The organism is Amycolatopsis sp. NBC_00345, assembly GCF_036116635.1.
Classification (GTDB): Bacteria; Actinomycetota; Actinomycetes; order Mycobacteriales; family Pseudonocardiaceae; genus Amycolatopsis.
Window position 1 is genome coordinate 6,461,795 of record NZ_CP107995.1, and the last position, 23,641, is coordinate 6,485,435.

15 protein-coding genes and 2 pseudogenes are annotated in these 23,641 nt (G+C 70.3%); 7 read left to right on the plus strand and 10 right to left on the minus strand.

The window, feature by feature from the left end:
* The first annotated feature begins 24 nt into the window (after nucleotides 1–24).
* The 4 genes and pseudogenes from OG943_RS28880 (at nucleotide 25) to OG943_RS28895 (ending at nucleotide 6,235) form a co-directional block, all read left to right on the plus strand.
* Nucleotides 25–850, plus strand: a pseudogene (locus OG943_RS28880) (hypothetical protein).
* A complete protein-coding gene (locus tag OG943_RS28885) occupies nucleotides 784–1,365 on the plus strand; it encodes a hypothetical protein (protein WP_328604073.1) in 582 nt (193 codons plus the stop codon). Before OG943_RS28880 ends, OG943_RS28885 begins: the two are co-directional and overlap by 67 nt.
* A 60-nt stretch (nucleotides 1,366–1,425) precedes the next feature.
* Nucleotides 1,426–5,181: an ABC transporter ATP-binding protein gene (locus OG943_RS28890; protein ID WP_442874574.1), complete on the plus strand. Its 3,756-nt coding sequence runs from the start codon at nucleotides 1,426–1,428 to the stop codon at nucleotides 5,179–5,181.
* A gap of 445 nt (nucleotides 5,182–5,626) precedes the next feature.
* Nucleotides 5,627–6,235 carry a DUF4291 domain-containing protein gene (locus OG943_RS28895; protein ID WP_328604074.1) on the plus strand — a complete coding sequence of 203 codons (609 nt, stop codon included), beginning with the start codon at nucleotides 5,627–5,629 and terminating at the stop codon, nucleotides 6,233–6,235.
* A 397-nt stretch (nucleotides 6,236–6,632) separates the two neighbouring features.
* Here OG943_RS28895 and OG943_RS28900 read toward each other — a convergent pair whose 3' ends face one another.
* Nucleotides 6,633–7,013, minus strand: coding sequence for a hypothetical protein (locus OG943_RS28900; protein ID WP_328604075.1), 381 nt, complete (start codon nucleotides 7,011–7,013; stop codon nucleotides 6,633–6,635).
* A gap of 211 nt (nucleotides 7,014–7,224) precedes the next feature.
* On the opposite strand from OG943_RS28900, the gene OG943_RS28905 reads away from it, so the two are divergent.
* Nucleotides 7,225–10,953 (plus strand): multifunctional oxoglutarate decarboxylase/oxoglutarate dehydrogenase thiamine pyrophosphate-binding subunit/dihydrolipoyllysine-residue succinyltransferase subunit, encoded by a 3,729-nt coding sequence (locus OG943_RS28905; RefSeq protein ID WP_328604076.1) that lies wholly within the window; start codon nucleotides 7,225–7,227, stop codon nucleotides 10,951–10,953.
* A 160-nt stretch (nucleotides 10,954–11,113) separates the two neighbouring features.
* Here OG943_RS28905 and OG943_RS28910 read toward each other — a convergent pair whose 3' ends face one another.
* From OG943_RS28910 to OG943_RS28925, 4 genes are read right to left on the minus strand one after another with little or no spacing between them, the layout of a single operon-like run.
* Nucleotides 11,114–11,716 carry a GTP-binding protein gene (locus tag OG943_RS28910; protein ID WP_328604077.1) on the minus strand — a complete coding sequence of 201 codons (603 nt, stop codon included), beginning with the start codon at nucleotides 11,714–11,716 and terminating at the stop codon, nucleotides 11,114–11,116.
* Nucleotides 11,697–12,068 (minus strand): DUF742 domain-containing protein, encoded by a 372-nt coding sequence (locus OG943_RS28915; RefSeq protein ID WP_328604078.1) that lies wholly within the window; start codon nucleotides 12,066–12,068, stop codon nucleotides 11,697–11,699. The genes OG943_RS28910 and OG943_RS28915 overlap by 20 nt, the downstream gene beginning before the upstream one ends.
* A gap of 9 nt (nucleotides 12,069–12,077) precedes the next feature.
* On the minus strand, nucleotides 12,078–12,491 hold the full coding sequence (locus tag OG943_RS28920) for a roadblock/LC7 domain-containing protein (RefSeq protein ID WP_328604079.1): 414 nt from the start codon (nucleotides 12,489–12,491) through the stop codon (nucleotides 12,078–12,080).
* A gap of 52 nt (nucleotides 12,492–12,543) precedes the next feature.
* On the minus strand, nucleotides 12,544–14,976 hold the full coding sequence (locus OG943_RS28925; protein ID WP_328604080.1) for a sensor histidine kinase: 2,433 nt from the start codon (nucleotides 14,974–14,976) through the stop codon (nucleotides 12,544–12,546).
* 334 nt (nucleotides 14,977–15,310) lie between these two features.
* Here OG943_RS28925 and OG943_RS28930 point away from each other — a divergent pair, with 334 nt between their 5' ends.
* On the plus strand, nucleotides 15,311–16,927 hold the full coding sequence (locus OG943_RS28930; RefSeq protein ID WP_328604081.1) for a GMC family oxidoreductase: 1,617 nt from the start codon (nucleotides 15,311–15,313) through the stop codon (nucleotides 16,925–16,927).
* Here OG943_RS28930 and OG943_RS28935 read toward each other — a convergent pair.
* From OG943_RS28935 to OG943_RS28955, 5 genes are all read right to left on the minus strand, one after another.
* Nucleotides 16,911–18,116 (minus strand): cytochrome P450, encoded by a 1,206-nt coding sequence (locus tag OG943_RS28935; protein WP_328604082.1) that lies wholly within the window; start codon nucleotides 18,114–18,116, stop codon nucleotides 16,911–16,913. The genes OG943_RS28930 and OG943_RS28935 overlap by 17 nt on opposite strands.
* On the minus strand, nucleotides 18,116–19,054 hold the full coding sequence (locus tag OG943_RS28940) for a terpene synthase family protein (protein WP_328604083.1): 939 nt from the start codon (nucleotides 19,052–19,054) through the stop codon (nucleotides 18,116–18,118). The genes OG943_RS28935 and OG943_RS28940 overlap by 1 nt, the downstream gene beginning before the upstream one ends.
* Nucleotides 19,051–20,520 (minus strand): prenyltransferase/squalene oxidase repeat-containing protein, encoded by a 1,470-nt coding sequence (locus OG943_RS28945; RefSeq protein ID WP_328604084.1) that lies wholly within the window; start codon nucleotides 20,518–20,520, stop codon nucleotides 19,051–19,053. Before OG943_RS28945 ends, OG943_RS28940 begins: the two co-directional genes overlap by 4 nt.
* Nucleotides 20,521–20,558: 38 nt before the next feature.
* Nucleotides 20,559–21,620, minus strand: coding sequence for a polyprenyl synthetase family protein (locus OG943_RS28950; RefSeq protein WP_328604085.1), 1,062 nt, complete (start codon nucleotides 21,618–21,620; stop codon nucleotides 20,559–20,561).
* Between the two features lie 328 nt (nucleotides 21,621–21,948).
* Complete coding sequence (locus tag OG943_RS28955) at nucleotides 21,949–23,148, minus strand: HNH endonuclease signature motif containing protein (protein ID WP_328604086.1); 1,200 nt, start codon at nucleotides 23,146–23,148, stop codon at nucleotides 21,949–21,951.
* Nucleotides 23,149–23,295: 147 nt separating this feature from the next.
* On the opposite strand from OG943_RS28955, the pseudogene OG943_RS48465 reads away from it, so the two are divergent.
* A pseudogene (locus tag OG943_RS48465) lies at nucleotides 23,296–23,586 on the plus strand (transposase family protein); the annotation flags it as partial.
* Nucleotides 23,587–23,641: the final 55 nt, after the last annotated feature.

The window sequence follows — 23,641 nt, forward strand, 5'->3', positions numbered from 1 at the left end:
GTCCGGCTCGCTCGTTCGGCCCGCATGGCGGACACGGGTGTGGTGCAGAACCTCGGCAAGCGGTTCGGCAGCGTGGTCCGTCACCGACCCCGGCTCGACCACGAAACTGAGGTTCTGCACCGCGATGCTGCTCGGCCTGGTCACGCCGACGACGGGCTCGGCGACGATCAACGGCCGTCCGCACGACCGGCTCGGCACGCCGGCGCGGGCGGTGGGGACGGTGCTGGAGAACGAGGGTTTCCACCCGAGCCGCACGGCGCGCGACCATCTGCGGGTGTACACGGCGGCCATCGGCGTGCCGGACCAGCGGGCAGACACGTTGCTCGGCGACCCGCAGATGCTGGTGCTCGACGAGCCCACCAACGGCCTCGACCCCGAAGGCATCCTGTGGCTGCGCAACTTCCTGCGTGCCTACGCCCGTGAGCGGCGCACCGTGCTCGTGTCGAGCCACCTGCTGAACGAGGTCGAGCAGACAGCTGCGCGCGAGCCGGCATTCGCGGGTGCTCGTGCAGCCCGCGGACCCGGGCGCGCTGGTGAAGACGTTGCAGGAGAAAGGGTTCACGCAGGTTCGCCGACGCCGGACGGCCGGGTGGCGGTGGCGGGCGCGTCGGTGCGGCAGATCGGCGACCTCGCGGCCAAGAACGGTATCGCCGTTTACGGCATGCAGGAGGAGACGGCCGACCTGGAGCGGCTGTTCTTCCAGCTCACCCAGCCCCAGTACGGCGGTCAGCCGCAGCCGGGCCACCCGCAGTACCCGCCGCAGAACCGGGGCGGTGGCTGCGGGTGGGGAACCTGGTCAAGGCGGAGTTCCGCAAGACGCTCTCGCTCAACACCTGGTGGGTGCTGCTGATCCCGCTGGTGGCCGTGTCGTTCGGCCTCACCTACGTCTGGGGGAAGATCACCGACGGCTTCGTCGGCTTCATCGGCTCGGACACCGCCCGCGACCTCGCGCGGCCGCTCGGGCTGAACCCGGACGCGTTCCCCGTCGGCCTGCCGGCGATCGCGCACGGCGTGAACATCGCGCAGCTGGTCACGTTGTCCGGGATCGGGTTCGGCGCGGTGCTGCGCAACGTCACGCTCGCCGTGGTGCTGCTGCTCGTGTGGTTCCTGATCATCGAGAACGTGCTGGTGATCGCCACCTGGAACCTCACCTCGGTGCTCGGCGGCATCGCGGCCGACGCGTTCGGCATCAGCACACTGAACCTGCCGGGCGGCGTCGACCGCTGGTCGCAGCTCGGCCTGCAGCTCGCGGCGGGCGCGCCCGGGGTGTTTTCGTGGTGGGCCTCGGCGCTCGTCTTCTTCGGCTGGACCATGGTGTTCTTCGCGTTCGGCCGGGCGGGGAACCAGCGCCGCGACATCACCTGAGCGGCCGTGGGCGGGGGCTGCCGGGAATAAATTGTCGGTCCCCCTCCCTAAGTTTGTTACGTGACCACCACCCCGACGCTTCCGCGTCAAGACCGTCCAACTGCTGAGACCCCGCCCCGTCCCGAAGGCTGGGTGCGCCGGCTGTCCGCCGCGTGCTGGGAGCACCGCGGCGTCGTCGTGCTGGCCATGACGGCGGCGGTCCTCAGCGTCGGCGTTCAGGCGGCGAGCCCGTTGCTCGTGCGGTCGGCGGTGGACGACGCGGTGGCCGGCCAGACCGCGCAGATCGCCGGCATCGCGGTGGCGCTGGTGGCGCTGCAGGTGGTCGCGTTCGGCTCGGCGTTCCTCCGCCGTTACGTCGGCGGCCGGCTGGCCCTCGACGTGCAGCACGACCTGCGCAACCGCGTGTTCAAGGCGCTCTCCCGGCTCGACGGCGGCAAGCAGGACGCACTGCGCACCGGCCAGGTGGTCTCGCGCGCGATCTCCGATCTGCAGCTGGTCACCGGGCTGCTGATGCAGGTGCCGCTGTCGGCGGGGTCGGTGATCTTCGCGGTGCTCGCGCTCGGCGCGATGCTGTGGATGTCGCCGATGCTCACGCTGATCGCGCTGGTCGTCGCGCCCGCCGTCGGGATTGTGGTGGCACTGAGCCGAAAACGGCTCTTCCCGGCCACCTGGTCGGCGCAGCAGCGCGCGGCCGACGTGGCGCAGCGGGTGGAGGAGACCGTCACCGGCGTGCGCGTGGTGAAGGGCTTCGGCCAGGAGGCGCGTGAGGTCTCGCGGCTCGAGCGCACGGCGCGCAAGCTGTTCGCCGAGCGGCTGCGCGCGGCCCGGCTGTCCGCGCTGCCCACGGCCACCACTTCGGCCCTGCCCGCGGCCGGGCAGGTCGCGGTGCTCGCGGTCGGCGGCATCCTCGCGCTGAAGGGCGAGATCAGCCTCGGCACGTTCCTCGCCTTCGCCACCTACCTCGCCGCGCTGATCGGGCCGGCGCGGATGCTGTCCGGGCTCGTGGTGCAGGCGCAGCTGACCCGCGCGGGCGCCGAGCGGGTGTACGAGCTGATCGACGCGCAGCCGGACGTCACGGAGCGCCCGGACCCGCGGCCGCTGCCCGAGGGCGCGCTCGGTATCGAGCTGGAAGACGTCCGCTTCGGCTACACCCGCACCGACCCGGTCCTCGACGGCCTGTCGCTCACCGCGCGGCCGGGCGAGACGCTGGCGCTGGTGGGCACGGCGGGGTCCGGCAAGTCCACCATTTCGCTGCTGCTGCCACGGTTCTACGACGCGCATTCCGGCTCGGTCCGCCTGGGCGGCACCGACGTGCGCGACGTGGCTTTGAAGGAGCTGCGGCAGTCGATCGGCGTGGTGTTCGAGGAAGCGTTCCTGTTCTCCACGTCGGTGCGCGACAACATCGCCTACGGCCGCCCGGACGCGAGCGACGAAGAAGTCTTCGCCGCGGCGCGCGCGGCGGAGGCCGACGAGTTCATCCGCGCGCTGCCGGACGGCTACGACACGGAAGTCGGCGAGCGCGGCCTCACTCTGTCCGGCGGCCAGCGCCAGCGCCTCGGCCTGGCGCGGGCGCTGATGACCGACCCGCGGGTGCTGATCCTGGACGACGCGACATCGGCGATCGACACCGTCACCGAGGCCGCCATCCATGACACGCTGCGCTCGGTCACGGCCACGCGCACCACGCTGCTGGTCGCGCACCGCCGTTCCACGCTTCAGCTGGCCGACCGGATCGCGGTGCTCGACCAGGGCCGGGTCGTCGACGTCGGCACGGAGGCGGAGCTGCAGGCGCGCTGCCCGCTGTTCCGCGAGCTGGTGTCCGGGCCGGACGACAACGCCGAGCAGCCGCTCCGTCACCGAAACCTGGACCGCGACGAAACCGGCGTCACGCCCGCATTGTGGCCGCGTGACGAGAACCAGGACGAGGTCGCCGCGCTCGCCGAAGCGGCGCAGCAGCGCGGCGGGCAGCTGGGCGGCGGCTCCGGATTCGCCGGCGACGGCCCGGACGTGCCGCCGACGCCGGAGCTGCTGGAGGGCGTCCGCAAGCTGCCGCCCGCCACGGACCGGCCACGACTGTCCGAAGTGGACGTCACGGCGGCGGACCCCGGGTTCCGGCTCAGCCGGCTGCTGCGGCCGGTGCGCTGGCCGCTGGTCGCGGTGATCGCGCTGGTGGCGGCCGACGCGCTGGCGTCGCTGGCGCTGCCCGCGCTGTACCAGCGGGGTGTCGACCACGGGGTGCTGCCGGGCGTCGAGAGCGTGGTGTGGCTGATGTCGGCGATCGGCGTGCTGGTGGTCGCGGCCGACTGGATCGTGGTGCGCGGGCAGACGCGGCTCACCGCGCGCGTCGGCGAGACCGTGCTGTACTCGCTGCGCGTCCGCAGCTACGCCCACCTGCAGCGGCTCGGGCTCGACTACTACGAGCACGAGCTGTCCGGGAAGATCATGACGCGGATGACCACGGACGTCGACGCGCTGTCCACCTTCCTGCAGACCGGGCTCGCCACCGCCGTGGTGAGCGCGCTGACGCTGGTGGGCATCACCGTCGCGCTGCTGGTCACGGACGTGTCGCTGGCGCTGTACGCGCTGGCGATGCTGCCGGTGCTGCTCGTCGCGACCATGGTGTTCCGGCGGCTCGCGTCGCGGGCGTACAGCGAGGCGCGCGAGAAGGTCAGCGTGGTCAACGCGGACCTGCAGGAGAACGTGAGCGGCCTGCGCGTCGCCCAGGCGTACACGCGCGAGGAGCGTTCGGCCGAGGTGTTCGCCTCACGCAGCGACGCCTATCGCCGCTCGCGGCTGCGGGCGCAGCGCTACATCGCCACGTACTTCCCGCTGGTGTCGCTGATGTCGGACCTGGCGACCACCACGGTGCTGGTCGCGGGCGCGCACCGGGTGGCGGCGGGGACGCTGGAAGCCGGTGTGCTGCTGGGTTTCCTGCTGTACCTGCAGCAGTTCTTCTCCCCCATCCAGCAGCTTTCGTCGGTGTTCGACGGCTACCAGCAGGCGCGGGTCGGGCTGAGCCGGATCGGCGACCTGCTGCGCACGCCGACGTCGGTGCCGGCGGCGGAACGGCCGGTCGGGCTGCCGGACCGGCTGACCGGCGAGGTGAGCTTCAAGGACGTCGACTTCTCCTACGCCGGCGCCGAGCGGCCGGCGCTGGAGCACCTGTCGCTGGACGTGGCGCCGGGCGAGACCGTCGCGCTGGTCGGCGCGACCGGCGCGGGCAAGTCCACGGCGGTGAAGCTGGTGGCGCGGTACTACGACGTGACCGGCGGCGTGGTGCGGATCGACGGCACCGACGTCCGCGAGTACGACCTGCCCGGCCTGCGCGCGCGGATGGGCGTGGTGCCGCAGGAGGCGCACCTGTTCACCGGCACGGTCGCCGACAACGTGCGCTACGGCCGCCCCGACGCCTCCGACGCGGAGGTCGAGGCCGCAGTCCGGTCGGTCGGCGCGCTAGACGGCGTGGCCGCACTGCCCGCCGGGTTCCTGCAGCCGGTGGGCGAACGCGGACGTTCGCTGTCGGCCGGCCAACGCCAGCTGGTCGCACTGGCCCGCGCCGAACTGGTCGACCCGGACGTCCTCCTCCTGGACGAGGCGACCGCCGCCCTCGACCCGTCGACGGAAGCGGCAGTCCTGCGCGCGACCGAACACCTCTCCCGCCGCCGGACCACCTTCGTCGTCGCCCACCGCCTGGCCACCGCCGCCAAGGCCGACCGCATCGTGGTCCTCGACCACGGCCGCATCATCGAACAGGGCACCCACGAACACCTCCTGACCGCCGACGGCCACTACGCGAAGCTGTGGTCACTGGGCTGACCCGCACCCGCTGGCCGCTCGCTCGCCGGCCGCACATCCGCTGTCCCCTCATCCGCTGTCCCCTCATCCGCTGTCCCCTCATCCGCTGTCCCCTCATCCGCGGCGGCCGGTCACCCGGCGCCTCGCCCGCGGCGGCTGTGGTCAGTCGCCGCCCCTGAAGGCCACCATGAGGGTCGGATATGCCCTCATGGTGGCCTTCAGGGACTCGGCTCCGGGGCCGCTGCCGCGGGCAGGCCACCGCCGCCGCAGGGCAAGCCACCATCGCCAAGCGGGCCACCGCGAGGCAGAGCGCCGCCGCCAGCGAGCCACCGCCACGGGGCAGACTGCCGTCGCCAGGCAGACCGCCATCGCCAGGGAAGGCCGCTAACGCGAGCAGACCGCCGTCGCGGGCCGCCGCGGGCAAAACCGCTCGCCGTGCTCGTCCGGCGCTGCGAGGATCGCCGGCATGTTCGAGGAAAACCGGGCGCCCGCCCACCAGATCCGCGCCCGTCACGATGACCGGACTGTGCGGGTCTACCAGGCGTACGCGCCGGAGATCGCCGGCCCGGCGTTGGCGGCGGGGACGTTCGTGCCGCCGTTCAAGCGGGAGCGGATGACGTGGATCAAGCCGTCGTTCCGGTGGATGGGCTACCGCTGCGGCTGGGCGGCCAAACCCGGCCAGGAGTGCGTGCTGGCGCTGGACATCACCCGCGAGGGCTTCGAGTGGGCGCTCGCGCACTCCGCGCTGAGCCACTTCGACGCCGACGTCCACGCCGACCACGAAGCCTGGCAGGCAGCGGTCCGGGCCAGCCCGGTCCGGATCCAGTGGGACCCGGAGCGCGACGTCCACCACCGCCCGCTGCAGTACCGCTCGATCCAGATCGGGCTGAGCGGCGAGGCCGTCGGGCTCTACGTGGACGAATGGATCACCGCGATCACCGACGTCACGCCGGTCATGCTCGACATCCGGAGCCACCTCGCCGCCGACCGGCTGCCCGAGGCACTGGCCCTCCTACCGGACGAACCGCCGTACCCGCTGCCCGCCGCACTGGCCGAGGCCATCGACGCGCGGTAGCCGGCACACCAGCCGCCGGGGACTGCCCGGGCAATTCCGCCAGGGCCATCGACGGCCCGTCGGCGCGCCAACCGCCAGGGCACCAATCCGCCAGGGGCTGGCAGGGCACCAGCCGCCAGCGCATCAGCGGGCAGGGCATCAGCGAGCAGGGCCGCCGGGGAAGGGCCGCCGGGGTCGGTCAGACGCCGACCGGCACAGCACCAACCGGCAGGGCCGCCAGCCACCAACCAGGCAGGGCACCATCCGGCAGGGCCGTCAGGGCACCGGCCGTCGGCGCATCAACCGTCAGCACCGTCGGGACAGGGCAGTCGGGGCAGAGCTGTCAAGGCAGGGCCGCCGGGGACAGAGCTGTCAGGGCAGCGCGGTCAGGGCAGCGCCGCCAGGACAGCCAGGGTCTTCAGGGCAGTTCTCGCCAAGTCAGCGAGCCCCAGCCCGCCGACGAGACGTCCGCGGGCTCCGCCCAGCGGAACGTCCCCGGCCGGACATGCGCGCCCGCGCCGATGGACCAGTCCGGCTCGCACGGTTCGACGTGCTCGAACTCCTCGATGTCCGCCGGGGTGTGCCACACGGCGGCGCACGAATCGCACATCAGGACGACCTTGCCGCCCTCCACGACCAGCGGGCGGATGAGGCCCTGGTCCCAGAACGACGGACACTCCACCAGCCACATCGCGTCCACCACCTCGTCTGGCTGCCGCGGCGCCCAAGGGCCGCGTCCGGCCAGGTCAGTGCAGCGCAGGGCGGTGAACGGCCGTGGGCAGCGGGGCAAAGCGGGCATCAACGATGCCCGAAAAGACCGTGCCGTCCACCTCTCGGACCAGTACCAGAAACACCCGTCCGACGGCGATCTTGATCGAGTCAGTGATCGATCCCTTAGTGCGCCACGCCTCACACAGGGCAGTTCCATCACACGGCCGTCACGGAGGGGGTTAGCCTGGTAGGCGCATTAGCACAGACAAGATCGAGACGGATAGAGGCGAGCCCAAGCCGTGTCCAGCAGCAGCCCTGCGTCACAGTTCGGCCCCAATGAGTGGCTGGTCGAGGAAATGTACGACCAGTTCCTCGCGGACCCATCCTCAGTCGATGCCGCATGGCACGACTTCTTCGCGGATTTCAAGCCGACGCAGACGGCCCAGGCGAAGGCTGACACCGCCCGGCAGACCGCCGAGACGCAGACCCCGAGCAGCGGGAACGGCCACGTCAGCGCGCCTTCGGCCAAGGCGGTCCAGAACGCGGCTTCGGCCGCGCAGCAGACCGCCACCCCGGCGAAGGCCGCGCCAGCGCCGGCGAAGAGCGCGGCGCCCAGCGCCCCCGCGAAGCCGGCCCCCAGGCCCGCCGCGAAGGAAGCCACTCCGGTCGCGAAGGACGCGAAAGAAGAGCCGGAGTCGAAGCAGTTGCGCGGTGCCGCGGCCGCGATCGCGAAGAACATGGACGCTTCCCTGTCCGTGCCCACCGCGACCAGCGTGCGCGCCGTGCCGGCGAAGCTGATGGCGGACAACCGCATCGTCATCAACAACCACCTCAAGCGCACGCGTGGCGGCAAGATCTCCTTCACGCACCTCATCGGCTACGCCATGGTGCGGGCGCTGAAGGACTACCCGAACATGAACCGGCACTACCAGGTGATCGACGGCAAGCCGTTCTCGATCACGCCGGAGCACGTGAACTTCGGGCTCGCCATCGACATGAAGGGCAAGGACAACTCCCGCACGCTCGTCGTGGCCTCGGTGAAGGGCACCGAGAACATGACGTTCCTGCAGTTCTGGCAGGCGTACGAGGACATCGTCAAGAAGGCCCGCAACAACAAGCTGACCGCCGACGACTTCGCCGGCACCACCATCTCGCTGACCAACCCCGGCGGCATCGGCACCAACCACTCGGTGCCGCGCCTGCAGGCGGGCCAGGGCGCGATCATCGGCGTCGGCGCCATGCAGTACCCGGCGGCGTTCGAGGGCACCAGCGAGAAGACCCTGGTCGACCTCGGCATCAGCAAGATCATGACGCTGACCTCGACCTACGACCACCGCATCATCCAGGGCGCGGAGTCGGGCGAGTTCCTCAAGCGCATCCACCAGCTGCTGCTGGGCGAGGACGGCTTCTACGACGACGTCTTCACCTCGCTGCGCCTGCCGTACGAGCCGATCCGCTGGGTCGCCGACATCCCGGACGGCCCGGTCGACAAGACCGCGCGCGTGATCGAGCTGATCGACGCCTTCCGCATGCGCGGCCACCTGATGGCCGACACCGACCCGCTGAACTACCGCCAGCGCAGCCACGCCGACCTCGACGTGCTGAGCCACGGCCTGACGCTGTGGGACCTCGAGCGCGAGTTCCCGGTCGGCGGCTTCTCCGGCCAGGAGCGGATGAAGCTGCGTGACGTGCTGGGCGTGCTGCGCAACTCCTACTGCCGCACCGTCGGCATCGAGTACACGCACATCCTCGACCCCGAGGAGCGGCGCTGGATCCAGGAGCGGGTCGAGGTCCCGCACGAGAAGCCGGACCCCGCCGTGCAGAAGTACGTGCTCTCGAAGCTCAACGCCGCCGAGGCGTTCGAGACCTTCCTGCAGACCAAGTACGTCGGCCAGAAGCGGTTCTCGCTCGAAGGCGGCGAGACGGCGATCCCGCTGCTCGACACCCTGCTGGACAAGGCCGCCGAGCACGAGCTGGACGAGGTCGTCATCGGCATGCCGCACCGCGGCCGGCTGAACGTGCTGGCGAACATCGTCGGCAAGCCGATCTCGCAGATCTTCCAGGAGTTCGAGGGCAACCTCGACCCGGGCCAGGCGCACGGCTCCGGCGACGTGAAGTACCACCTCGGCGCCGAGGGCAAGTACTTCCGCATGTTCGGCGACGGTGAGACGAAGGTGTCGCTGACCGCGAACCCGTCGCACCTGGAGACCGTCGACCCGGTGCTCGAGGGCATCGTCCGCGCGAAGCAGGACCTGCTCGACAAGGGCGGCGAGGGCTACACCGTGCTGCCGGTGCTGATGCACGGCGACGCCGCCTTCGCGGGCCAGGGCGTTGTCGCGGAGACGCTGAACCTGGCGCTGCTGCGCGGTTACCGCACCGGCGGCACCGTGCACGTGATCGTCAACAACCAGGTCGGCTTCACCACCGCGCCCGAGCACTCCCGCTCGTCGCAGTACGCCACCGACGTCGCGAAGATGATCGGCTCGCCGATCTTCCACGTGAACGGCGACGACCCCGAGGCCGCGCACTGGGTGGCCAAGCTGGCCGTGGAGTACCGTCAGGCGTTCCACAAGGACGTCGTGATCGACCTGATCTGCTACCGCCGCCGCGGCCACAACGAGGGCGACGACCCTTCGATGACGCAGCCGGCGATGTACGACATCATCGACACGAAGCGCTCGGTGCGGAAGACCTACACCGAGTCGCTGATCGGGCGCGGCGACATCTCCGTCGACGAGGCCGAGGCCGCGCTGCGCGACTTCTCCAGCCAGCTGGAGCACGTCTTCAACGAGGTGCGCGAGCTGGAGAAGCGCCCGGCGAAGGCCAGCCCGTCCGTCGAGGGCGAGCAGCAGATCCCGGCCAAGGTCACCACCGCCGTCTCCACCGAGGTCGTGGAGAAGATCGGCGACGCGTTCCTCTACACCCCCGAGGGCTTCACCCCGCACCCGCGCGTCAAGCCGGTGATGGAGCGGCGCCACAAGATGTCGCGCGAGGGCGACGCCGACTGGGCCTTCGGCGAGCTGCTCGCGTTCGGCTCGCTGGCGCTGGAGGGCCGCCTGGTGCGGCTGTCCGGCCAGGACTCGCGACGCGGCACGTTCACCCAGCGGCACTCGGTGTACATCGACCGCAAGACCGGCCAGGAGTACTCGCCGCTGCAGCATCTGGCCGAGGACCAGGGCCGCGTGATGATCTACGACTCGGCGCTGTCGGAGTACGCGGCCGTCGGCTTCGAGTACGGCTACTCGGTGGCGAACTCCGAGGCGCTGGTCATGTGGGAAGCGCAGTTCGGTGACTTCGTCAACGGCGCGCAGACCGTGATCGACGAGTACATCTCCTCCAGCGAGGCCAAGTGGGGCCAGCGCTCGGACGTCGTGCTGCTGCTGCCGCACGGCCACGAGGGCCAGGGCCCGGACCACACCTCCGGCCGTATCGAGCGGTTCCTCTCGCTGTGCGCGGAGGGCTCGATGACGGTTTCGGTGCCGTCCACCCCGGCGAACTACTTCCACCTGCTGCGCCGGCACGCGCTCGACGGCATCCAGCGCCCGCTGGTCGTCTTCACGCCGAAGTCCATGCTGCGCAACAAGGCCGCGACCTCGGCGGTGGAGGACTTCACCGGCCAGAGCCGCTTCATGTCCGTCATCGACGACACCACGCCGGACCCGGCCAAGGTCCGCAAGGTGCTGCTGACCTCGGGCAAGCTGTACTGGGAGCTGGTCGCCGAGCGCACCAAGCGCGAGGCGGACGACGTCGCGATCGTCCGGATCGAGCAGTACTACCCGCTGCCGAAGCGGAAGCTGCTCGCGGCGCTGGCGCGTTACACCAACTCGACACAGGTCGCGTGGGTCCAGGAGGAGCCGGAGAACCAGGGCGCGTGGCCGTTCTTCGGCCTGAACCTGCCGCGGAAGTTCCCGGAGGCGCTGTCGGGCCTGCAGGTCGTCTCGCGACGCCCGATGGCCGCGCCGTCGGCCGGCTCGTCGAAGGTGCACGAGGTCGAGCAGAAGGCGCTGATCGCGAAGGCGTTCGAGTGAGGCTTGGCCTGGTCTGACTGACCACAATGGAGGCCGCTCCGGGTTCGCCCGGGGCGGCCTCCGTCGTTCCCGGCTGGGCCCCGGCTCCCGGTCCTCCAAAGGCCGTCAAGGACTCCTTACCTACCTTGAGGGTAGGCAAGGAGTCCTTGACGGCGTCCCGTCAGCGGCTGACCGGCGTGGCGGCGACCCTGGCGACCAGGTGCTCCAGCAGCGTGGCCAGCACCGCCTTGCTCGACTCCCGCTGGCGGACGTCGCAGAGCATGATCGGCGTTTCGCTGTCCAGGTCGGTCGCGTCCCGCACCTCCTCCGCGGTGTACAGCTGTTCGCCGAAGAAGTTGTTGACCGCGAGGATGAACGGGATCTGCCGCCGTTCGAAGAAGTCGATCGCGGCGAAGCAGCCGTCCAGCCGGCGGGTGTCGGCGAGTACCACGGCGCCCAGCGCGCCGAGCGACAGCTCGTCCCACAGGAACCAGAACCGCTCCTGCCCCGGGGTGCCGAACAAGTAGAGGATGAGCGACTCGTCGATCGTGATGCGGCCGAAGTCGAGCGCGACCGTGGTGGTGCGCTTCTGCTCCACTCCGGACAGATCGTCCTTGGGCCCGCTGATCTCGCTGATCATCTCTTCCGTGCGCAGCGGCGCGATCTCGCTCACCGAGCCGACCATGGTGGTCTTGCCGACGCCGAAACCGCCCGCGATCAAGATCTTCACCGCGGAGGTGCCGAGCGCGGAGCGCGCGGGTGGTTCAGAGCCTACGAATGCCATCGAGTACCGCCTGCAGTAATTTCAAGTCCGGAGTGGTCGTGCTCAACGGCGATGCCGGGGAGCGGAAGATGAGCAGCCTGCCTTCGATCAGGTCGGCGACCAGGATCTTGACGACGACGAGCGGCAATCCCAGTTTCGCGCTGATCTCGGCGATCGAGAGCGGAGTCCGGCACAGCCGCAGGATCTGGACGTACTCGGGGTCGAGGCTCGTGGTCTCCCGTTCCATGCTGACGACCAGGGTGATGATGTTGAGGTCATCGCGGTCGGGCCTGGTACGGCCGCGCGTCACCGAATAGGGCCGTACCAGCGGTCCGGCTTCCTCGTCGTACCAGGACTCCCGGCCGTGTGTCATGGTCGCGCGTCACACGTGGTCGACAGAGCCCGGCGTGCGCGGAGATACGACGAGATGCGCATCGGTTTTCTTGGCCATCAGGTTCATCTCGTAGGCGACCATGCCGATGTCGGCGTCCTCCGCGGCGATCAACGCGAAACAGGTGCCGTTGCCCGCCTCGGTCACCAGGACGAACAAGCGCTCCAGCTCGACCACGGTCTGCCGGACCCGGCCGCCGTCGAAGTGCCGTCCGGCGCCCCGGGCGAGGCTCTGGAACGCCGACGCCATGGCGGCGAGGTGCTCACCGTCGTCCCGGTTCAGGTTGCGGGAACGGCCGATGCACAGGCCGTCCGTCGACAGCACCACCGCGTGCTGCGCGCCGACCGTCCGCGTGATCAAGTCGTCGAGCAACCAGTTCAGGTCGATCGGCTCGGATTCCTGCATGGCACCCCTGTCCTGCTCCGGTTGACGAAATATCCTCTGCCCCGTGCCCGCGTCACACGGGCGCCCCGCGGCCTCGCCGCGTACCGCTCTGCAGTGCCGACATCCGGTCGCGCACGCGCTCGGCGGCCCCGACGGCGTCCTCGCCGGCCGAATCCGCTTGGTACCGCGGGCTTTCCGCAGGTGCCGCGAGCTGAGGCGCGAGGCTGGCCTGACGTCGCCGGCGTGGCAACGAGGGCCGCGAGTCGCCGGCCGACGGTGCCGGCTTCTCCTCGGCGGCCGGCGCCTTCCGCGCCGTTTCCCGGCCGGGCGCGGCCTGCGTGCTCCGCTGAGCGACGCCGGCCCTGCTGCCGGCGGCCGGTGCCTGGTGGCCGTCGCCGGGCCCGGGCCACACCGGGGCGGCCTCCGGTTCTGTTGCCACCACACGGTTTTCGCGCGGGTGCGCACCCGCGGCCGACTCGGGCCCGGCGGCGATGCGCGACATGACCCGGGTCCGGCGGTTGGGCACGACCGCCTGGTGACGTGGCCCCGAATCCGTCGCGGCCGGCGCCGGTCGCGTGCTCGGGCTGTCCTCCTCCACCGGACGCTCCGCGACGAGCGCGGTCCGGATCAGCACGATGGCACGGATGCCGCCGTACGCGGAGTCCACGAGCGAGACGCTGATGCCGTGCCGGGTGGCGAGCTGCGAGATCACGAACAGGCCGAGCCGCGCCTCCTCGGACAGCGCCATGATCCGGAAGTCCGGCGGGTTCCGCAGCGTCGTGTTGACCCGTTCGCGCTCCTCCGACGCCATGCCGAGACCCTGGTCCTCGACCTCGACGACCACACCCTTGCCGACGATGTTGCCGCGAACCTCCACTCGCGAATCCGGCGGGGAGAACGACGTCGCGTTTTCCACCAGCTCCGCCAGCAAGTGGATCAGGTCGGCCACCGCCGCGCCGGAGATCGACAGCTCGGGCAGTTTCCCGGTCTGCACCCGCCGGTAGTTCTCGGTCTCGCCGATGGCACTGCGCACGATTTCCACCAGTGGCACCGGATTCCGCCACTGCCGCCCGGGACGCTCGCCGCCGAGGATGATCAGGTTCTCCGCGTTGCGGCGCGCGCGGATGGCGAGGTGGTCGAGCTGGAAGAGGACCTCCAGCTGTTCCGGGTCCTCCTGGTCGCGCTCGGCCTTGTCCAGCACCTCGAGCTGGCGGCGCACCACGATCTGGCTGCGGTGCGCGATGTTCAGGAAGACCGACCGCACGCCGTCGCGGGTCTCCGCCTCCTGCGCGGCCGCGGCCACCGCGGTGTGCTGCGCCTTGTTGAACGCCTCGGCGACCTGACCGAGTTCGTCACTGCCGTAGTCGAGCGGCGGTACCTCGGCGTCGACATCGATCTTTTCCCCGTCGCGCAACCGATCCACGATCCCGGGCAGCCGGATCTCGCTGAGTTCCAGCGTCTCGGCCCGGAGCCGCTTGAGCCGCCGGACCACCCTGGTGGACAACCGGGTGGCCACGAACACGGCGATCACCGTGATCAGCAGGACGATCGCGCCCGCGATCAGCGATTCGACGAACGTCGCCTGCCCGGCCTGCGCGGCGAAACCCTCGGCGTAGTGGTGCTGTTCGGAGTACATCGCCAGCAGCCTGGTGTTCACCTTGGCCGCCGAGTCCTGCCACTGCGCGATAGTGACCGGCAGCGGCGGGATCCCCGGCGCGGCGCCGTGCGCCAGCAGCACGTTCTCCACCTGCTGCAGCTGCCGCCACTCGGGGCTGGCTGTCAGCTGCTGGTAGAGGTTCTGCACGGAGGAGCTCAGCACCGGCGCCAGCGAAGCCAAAGACGTCCGGTAGAGACCGGCCTGTGCGGCGAACTCCTGGTACTCGTCGGCGGTCAGGCCGCCCTTGGTGGCCCCGGGAACGGCCAGTGCGCTCGCGCGGGACATGCTGTCCGCGATGTCCAGCATCTGCACCGCGGTGGACTCCTCCACCGCGGTCACCGGATCCGGCGCGGTCTTCGCGACGCCCTGCAGGCCCAGCTTGATCACCTGGGTCAGCTGGTTGTAGTAGCCGTAGACGTCGAGTGTCGCCGCCTGGCCGTTGTCGACCCCCTGCCGGATCGTCACCAGTTTGTCGAGCAGCGCGGCGAACGCGGCATTGCCCTGTTCGAGGGCGGCGGGGTTGATCTTGCTCAGTTCGGCGGCCAGCGATTGCAGGCCGGCCAACGCGGTGTTCAGCTGATCGCGTTGTTTCGGCAATGTGGTGGTGGTACTCGAATCACCCGCCAAATGGAGCAGGCTCAGCCTGCGTTCGGCCTCGACCTGCGCGGTGAACTCGGTTCCCGGAGCCACCGTCGCCTGCATCGTGGTCGCCCAGTTCTGCGCGGTGGCCCCCTGATCGACCAGATAGCCGGCCGCGCCGACACCCAGGATCGCGAGTGTCACGCTGGGGATCAGCACGATCGCGAGCATCTGCAGCCGGATACTGTTCAGCCTGCTGCGCAGCCTCACGACCGGGCCTCCTCGGGGAAAACGAGTAGCGCGGCAGCGCCGCCGACACGCGGCGCGGCTCGGCTCCCCAATTGATCAATGGGGTGCACGCTAGCGGTTGCAGCCGGGAAAACAACCCCCGTGGCAGATATCTGCACATTCACTTCCCGTGCTTGGCCCCAAAAGACCCACACCCGGACCGGTGCGCGTCCTGACCGGTGCCCGAGCCACTGTCGGCGGTTGACGCGTGATCTCGTGGGGAGTATTAAACTCCTCTGCCCGGCGCCGTTCCGGTTGTTCGGTGAGTCATGCGATCGTCCCCACCGCGATTGCCCCTGTATGAACGGGAGTTTCCGTGACGCGATCAGCGGCACAGTTCGACTATGTCATCGTCGGCGCCGGCCCCGCCGGCTGCGTGCTGGCCAACCGGCTCTCCGCGGACCCGGCGACCACGGTCCTGTTGGTGGAGGCGGGTGATCAGGACACCGACCCGATGATCGCCATGCCGCGGGGATTCGCCCAGCTGCTCGGGGATCCCGCCACCGCGTGGCATTACCCGGTCCGCCCGTTCGGCCCGGCACAGCAGGTCGAGCACTGGGTGCGCGGCAAGACGCTCGGCGGTTCCAGCTCGGTCAACGGGATGGTCTACAACCGGGGCAGCGCCGCCGACTACGACGAGCTGGAACAACGGGGAAACCCCGGCTGGGGCTGGGACGAGGTCGGCGCCGCTTTCCGGGCACTGGAGGACAATCCGCTGGGCGCGAACGAATCGCGCGGTGCCGGTGGGCCGCTGAAGCTTTCGACCGCGCAGGAGCAGACCGATCCGTTGCTGGAGGATGTGATCGCCGCCGGCGCCGAACTCGGCTGGCGCCGTATGAGCGACCTGAACGAGGCGGACGGGGAACGGGTCGGCTACGCCATGGCCACCATCCGCGACGGCGTGCGTTCCAGTGCTGCCGGCGCGTTCCTGCATCCCGTCGCCGACCGCGCCAACCTGACCGTCGCCGTGCGGACCGTCGTCGACAAGGTCGTCATCGAGGACGGCAAAGCGACCGGCGTACGCGGAAGGCAGGACGGGCAGCCGTTCGAGGCCGTCGCCACGCGCGAGGTCGTGCTCGCCGCCGGCAGCCTGGCCACGCCGAAGATCCTGCAGCTTTCCGGTGTCGGCCCGGCGGAGGTGCTGCGCGCCGCCGGCGTCGACGTGGTGGTGGACAGCCCGAACGTGGGCGCCAGGATGCGCGAGCACCGGGTGTTCACCCTGCAGTTCCGCCTCGCCGAAGACCTCGGCTACAACCGGCTGCTCGCCACCGAAGCCGGGCAGGCCGCGATCGGCGAGCAGTACCAGGCCGACCGGACCGGCGTGCTGGCCGCGCCGTCGTTCGACATCGTGGGATTCCTCAAGACCCGCCCCGAACTGGACCGCCCGGACGCGCAGATCCAGGTGGCCCCCTTCTCCGTGCTACCACTGGAACCCGGTAAGCCGCTGATGGTCGAGCCGGAGCCCGGCATGATGTGCATCGGCTACCTGCTCCGGCCGGACAGCGAAGGCAGCGTGCGCATCACCTCCGCGGACCCGGACGCGCCGTTGGACATCGACGCCAACTACTTCGCCACCGACCACGACCGGACCACCGCGGTGGCCGTGTTCCGCGCGATGCGCCGTCTGTTCGCCACCGAGCCGCTGGCGAAGCGGGTCGAACGCGAGACCATGCCGGGCCCCGCGACCGAGTCCGACCAGGAGATCCTGGACGCCGGCCTGACCATGGGCGGCTGCGGGTACCACGCCATCGGCACCTGCGCGATGGGCCCGGACGACGCCGATGTCGTCGACTCCCGGCTGCGCGTGCGCGGGGTGGCCGGGCTCCGCGTCGTGGACGCCTCGGTGCTGCCGACCATGGTGTCCGGCAACCTCAACGGCCCGGTCTCGGCGCTGGCCTGGCGAGCGGCCGACTTCCTCATCGAGGAGGGCTGACCGGCCAGGTGAGCGGCAAGTTCTCCAGCGAGCACACGGCACCGCCGTCGGCGAGGAGAACCGACCCCGGCGGCACGGAGTAGTCCTGCACGCGGCGATGCCATTCGCGCAGCGCCGCGTGCAGGCCCTGGGTGGCGATCCGCGCGCCGAGGCAACGGTGCGCGCCGAACCCGAACGCGAAATGCGTCGCCCGGTCGGGGCGGTCGAAATCGGCGGTCGCGGGATCGGGATAGCGTTCCGGGTCGCGCCCGGCGAAGTTCAGCGACAACAGCACCCGCTCGCCGGCCTTGATCCGCACACCGGCCGCGTCGACATCGCGCCGGGCCGTACGGGCGACGCTGACCACCGAATGCAGCCGGAGCAGCTCGTCCGCCGCGCGGCCCGCGACCGCCGGATCGGCCAGAACCCGTTGCAGCTCAGGATGTTCGGCCAGATGGCGGAAGCTGAAGCCGATCGAGTTGGTCAGCGTGTCCAGGCTGGCCATGCCCATCAGGAACGCCAGGTCCAGCGCTTCCTCACGGGACAACGGCCGGCCGCGGACCTCGGCGCGGGCCAGTTCCTCCAGCAGCCCGCTGCCCGTGCCGCGCCGAACCCCGCGCGAGCACTCATCAAGGGCGCGCGCGACGTAGGCCATGAAGTCGCGCACGGCGTCGGCCCGCCGGCCGGGGTCGGAGTCCTGCAGCAGGTCCGCCGCCCAGCGCGCGCACGCGTCCGTCTCCTCCGGCGGCACGCCGAACAAGGCGGCGAACAGCGCGTTCTGCAGGGGCCGGGCGAAGTCCAGCACGAGGTCGCAGCCGCCCGTCGGCGCGAGCTGCTCGACCAGTCGCGCGCACTCCGCCTCGATGGCGGCCGAGATCGCGGCCCCGGCCTCCCCGTTGATGCAGCGGGCCAGCAGGGCGCGGTAATCGCCGTGCTCCGGCGGGTCCAGCTCGACCGGCATCAGCGGCCGGGGCCAGCCCGCCGCCGGGATCGACGTGTGCCGGCTGGAGAAGGCGTCCGTGTCACGCAGCACGGCACCGATGTCGGCGTGCCGGGTGAGCACCCAGAAGCCGTCCAGTTCCGGCGTCCAGAAGGTCCGTTCGCCGCGGAACCGGTCGAACGCGGTCAGCGGGTCGATCCGCACCGCGGGGTCGCGGTGGTGGTCGAACTCCCGCACCGGGGCGTCGAGGTCGCTGGGGGTGGCGTTCATCAGATTCGCTCTCCGCTGGTCGATTCGCTGCTGGTCGATTCGCTGCTGGCTGGATCGGGCTGGGCCGCCACGGCCGCGACCCGCATGTCGTGCCCGGTGTAGATGCCGACGCACCAGTCCGCGAGCCGGACGAGCCCGACGGCGGGCCGGAAGTCCCCGGCCGCCAACGGTTCCAGGCGCGTATGGACGGAGGTCAGCCGCCGGCCGATCTCCGCTTGCACCCAATCGGCCGAGACGCCGTACATCAGCACGTTGTTCTGGCCCGGTTCGGCGCGTTCCCGCTCGAAGGTGCTGAGGTCGTTGGCCAGCCGAGTCGCCACCATGACGTCGGTCAGCGCGGGCAGCAGCACGTCCAGCCGGGACGGCAGCTCGGCGCCGCCGTAAACGATCCAGCGCGGCACGTGCACCTGGCCGACCGCGGAACTGTCCGAGTGCTCGAGGTACGCCGCCACATCGGTCGACGGCGGCTCTCCCCGTTCGCGGGCCCAGCCGACAACCCAGTCGTGACGGTGCCCGCTCAGGCAGGCGTCGAAGGCCTGCCGCCACACCGGCGCCAGGGCCGGGTATCCGGGCAAGCTCGTCAATTCCTGTTGCCAGGCGGAAAGAGCGGACAGCAGCGGGTGGCCGTCGTCCGATGCCCCGGTGTGCACGATCGCGCTGCACCGCGCGAAGAACTCGTCGAGTGCGGCCAGGTCGGTGATCTCGCGTTCCACGTGATCGTCGAGGGCGTAGGCCCACACCGCCATCCGCCCGGTCACCCTCAGCTGCTCCGCAGTGGCCCACGGCCCGACCACCGCCTCCCCGAAGGCGATCGCGGGGAGTGGGAGGTATTCGAAGCCAGGCAACCACTTCGAGGTCCAGCGCAGCAGATCGGCGAGTACCGCGGAGCCCAGCCGCACGATCGGGACGCACTGCCCGGCGTGCGGGAATTCGCTCATTCCCCACTCCGTCCACTGAGTTCGCAGGCGGCCAGCACGGCGGCGCGGACGACCGTCGGCGGAGTGTAGAGCCCCTTGCCGATCCACAGTTCGGCGTGCTCGGTCAGGTCGATCCGCTCACGCAGGTACGCGTGCGCCCTGCGGTAGGTGCCGGCGGGCGCGGGGCCGAACAGCGGGACCAGCGCGTCGATCGCGAGCACGGCGTGCGCGGTCTCCTCCGGCAAACCGCCTGCAGCGCCCCAAGATCCATCGTCGTGCTGGCTTTCCAGCAGCCAGCGCCAGGTGCCGGCGAGCACGTCGTCGCCGACGACACCGGCCAGCCCGGCCGCCGCCTGCGCCGTGGCGTAGTAGGGCGAGAGGTGCCACTTGTCGTACCACCAGGCCCCGTCGATACGCGTGTCCAGCAGGAAGTCGCGGGCCTTGCCGATCTGCGCCGTGAACCGGTGCGGATGCGGGCTGAACGCTTCGAGCACCCGGGCGTTGGCGCTGACCGGGGTGCCCCGCTCGTGGGCGAACCCGACGAAGTGATCGTCGTGCTCGAAGCCGAGCAGTGCCTCCAGCAGCGGCATGGCCGGATAACCGTTGGCCTGCGCGATGTTCGCGACCATCGCGGTGTCATCGGAGTCCGGTGCCGGGAACTCCGCGCTGGCGCCGAGCGGCTCACTGCGGCCGTCCGTCAACCCCGCCAGCCGCTCGATGTGCGGCTTGGCCGAGACGGGCAGCAGCTCGGCGCGGCCGAGCAGGTAGAGGACCCAGGCCGGTTCGAACACGTTGATCGGATAGATCTCCGGCAGGCCGCCGTCCCCCGTGCTGCCGGCCGACTCGCCGAGATAGGCCAGGGTGGACCGGTCCTCGGTCGCCGTCCACAGTGCGGCCGTGGCCGCGGGGTTGTTGGCCATCGACCCGTTCGGCGCGGCGAAGCCCGCCAGCTCGGCCACCGGGACCACCTCGTCGAGCGCTTCCAGGGAGTACAGCAGCGCGGTGGGCTGCCGGGTGAGCACCCCGGCGGGCATCCGGGCGAGCTTGTCCGCGCGCAGCCGTTCCAGCTCGGTCAGTGAGCCCAGCGAAATCGAGTACGCGGTCCGCAGCTGCCCGGCCAGATAGGGCGCGACGACCTCGAACCCGATCGGCTCACCGACCTCGTTCCGCCACGCCGATTCGTTGTCCCGCAAGTAATCCAGCCCCGACCGCACCGCGCTCGCCGCGCGGTCGCCGGGTTCGGCGCGCAACGCGAGGGCCGCGGCCATAGTCGACACCAGCCGGTCGTAGGCATTGGGCACGGCGCCGCCCCACGAGCCGTCCGCGTGCTGGCGCTCCAGCAGCCATCGGCGCGCGCGGGGGAACAGCGGAACGCCGGTGTCGGCGGCCAGGCCGGCGACCCGCGCGGTGGAGTAGGCCATCGAAGCGACCGGGCGCGTGCCCAGCTCGCCGATGAGGAGATCGGCTTGGCCGACCGGGTCGTACATGGGTGCCCTTCCGCTAGCGTGCGAGCAGCTGCGCCGGTTCACCGGTCACGGTGTACGGCGATTCGTGCGAGGTTCTCGAGTTCGTGGCGGGCCGGCGCGGACAACCCGGCATCGACCAGGCAGGCCAGGCCCTGCGTCAAGTGCTGCTGGGCCTGTTCTTCGGCCCACGTGCGACCGCCCGCGGACTCGATGAGCGCGGCCGCGTTCTCCAGCTCCGCCTCGCTGAGGACCGCGCCGCCGCGGTAGAGCTCGCGCAGCCGCTGCCCCTGCGGGGTCCCGGAGTTCAACGCGGCCACCACCGGCGCGGACTTCTTGCGCCGGAGGAGATCGGCGTACACCGGCTTGCCGGTCACCGCCGGATCGCCCCAGATCCCGAGCAGGTCGTCCACGAACTGGAACGCCAGCCCGACGTGCCGCCCGAACCCGCTCAACCGGTCGGCCTGGTCCCGGTTTCCGCCCCCGGCAAGGCATCCCAGCCGGCACGCCCCGCCGATCAGCGCGCCGGTCTTGCCCTCCGCCATCCGCACGCACTCGGCCAGGCCGACCTCGTCCCGCTCCTCGAACGACAGGTCCGCGCTCTGCCCGTCGACCAGCTGGTACAGCACCGAAGAAAGCGCTTGCACGGTACCGCCCGGCCCGCCCGGCTGGCTCGCGCCGGCGAGCACGTCGAAGGCCAGGGTCAGCAACGCGTCGCCGGCCAGGATCGCCGGACCGACGCCGAACACGACCCAGCCGGCCGGCCGGTGCCTGCGGGTGAGGTCACCGTCCATCACGTCGTCGTGCAGCAGGCTGAAGTTGTGCACCAGCTCGATCGCGCAAGCGGCCGGCATCGCCTGCGCCGCCGTGCCACCGGCCGCCTGCGCGGACAGCAGCACCAGCGCGGACCGGAACGCCTTGCCCGCACCGCCCCGGCCCGCCTGGTCTGGACCAGTGTCCGGTTCGCCGTGTTCGTCGTGCCAGCCGAAGTGATAGCCGGTGATACGCCGCGCCGGAGCCGGCAACCGGTCAACCGCACCGCGCAGCGCCGGTTCCACCAGCTCCCGGCTCCAGGCCAGCACCTCGGCCCCGGGCCGGCCGACGTCGATCCTCAGCACTGACAATCGCCGGCACCTTCCGTCTCGTCAGCCTGCCCGCCGCGGAAGCTCGGCCGAGCCGTTGCCGGACCCCTCACCGTTTGCACATAGTGGCCTACTGAACGAGTTCAGCCAAGAGGTCGTCCAGGATTGTTCGACCCGATTTATCGGCCCGAAAAACCATGGACAACGCTGGTGAGATCAGCTAAAGACAGTCGGCACGGGTTGCGCCTCGATGAGGGTTTGCGAAGACCAAGTCCGAGAGTCCAGCGGCCCTACGTGATTTCCTCTGACGCCACGCTTGATGTGGCGTGCGACTTGGCCCCTGTTCGTCGCAGGCGACTATAGGCCGGGATCAGGCGGCCGCCTCGCGCCCGGCCCCACCTGCGGCGCCTGTCACCCGGCTTTCGTGCAGTGGTGGCGGTTTCGTCGCGTACACCCGTCCCGTCGGGGTGGTGATCGTGCCGTCGCCGCCGGGCGCCGTGGTGAGGAACCAGCCTGATTCGTCTTTGAGACGGTGGTGCCGCCGACAGTACGGGGCCAGGTTGTCTTCGGCGGTGTGGCCGCCTTGCGCGAAGTCGTGGGTGTGGTCGATGTCGCTGTACTGCGACGGACGGCGACATCCAGGGTGCCGACACACCCGATCCCGCGCCTGAACCAGGTCAGCGAGCGCGGCCGGTGGCCGATAGCGGGTCCGGCCGACACTGAGCACCTGCCCGGTGTCGGGCTCGGTGATGATCCGCCGCCACACCGAGTTCGAGTCCGCCGCGAGTGCCCGCGCCAGCCACGCCGGAACCGTGCCACAGCCGGAGAGTTCAGCGGGATCCTCGTTCAGTCCAGCCAACGTCAGCAAGTCCACATAGACATAGACAACGGGCTTGATGCCACTGTCACCCGGTGACCGGTTCAGCAGCCGATCAACCAGGACATCCGCACGCAACTGCTCCAACGTCCGGGACTCGCCTCCGCGACGCAGCCTCCGCGCCTCCTGATCGAGGGAGATGTAGATCGCCGAGGCGTGTTCCACGGGCAGATCACACAGCAGAGTGGACATCGTCTCGTCCTGATGAATCAAACACACATTACGGTCGCGCCGTCGCGCCCGGGATCTTCGCTCATATCCCTCGGCATCCACTTTCTGCACCACCCGATTCACCGCCGCCCGTAACGACGACGGATTCTTCCCCGCCAACCGCGTCGCAACAATCGCGTCGACCTGACCGGCCATCTCATCAGACAGGGCAATGGTCGGCTCGAATACCATCCGCGCCTTGAAAGCGTCGATCTCTCCACGCCGGAACGCTGCGAACGTCTCCGGCAACCGGGTAGTCAATGCCTGCGCCAACGCGACATCAGCCCCCGCGCGCCGCTCTGTCACCGACAACTCCAACGCCAGCTCCGCCACCACCGACCGGGCAGACCCACCCGCCGCCGCGAACAACGCGACATCAGCGGCCTGCTCGGCCTCCAACTGCGCCACCCGGACGGCCCGTTCATGAATCCGAGACAAAACATCAGCTGCTCCATTTAAAGCAGCATCTTCATAATTGCTCACTCTTCAATTTTACCGACGCCACCCATCAAAAACGTCACCAAATCGAGTGAACAAAACGTCTCCATATCAAATATCAGGCCCGCCCGGAATTCGGCTAACACTGGCGATGGACCTCATTGAGGTTTTCTCCCAGTAGGGCTGGGCGGGGTGCGTATTGTCGCGGAAGCCCGCGACCTCCACATCGGCGGTGCACTCACCGCCGCCGCGGCTCAGGGCCTGACTACCCTTACCGACAAGGCCTGCCACTCCGCTGGCATCGGGATCCTCACCCCGGTCAAGAAAATCGCAGGCCAACCACCCCGCACCACCGACCAGCCGACCTACAACCTGCTCCACACCCGCCTACGCTGCCTCGGCGAACGCGCCGCCTCACTCCTGAAAATCCGCTGGCACACCCTCCACCACATCACCCGCTGCCCCGAACACATCGGCACCACCGTCCAAGCAGCAACTCCACAAAGGACAGAGGTATCGCAATTTTCCCGGCGCCCCA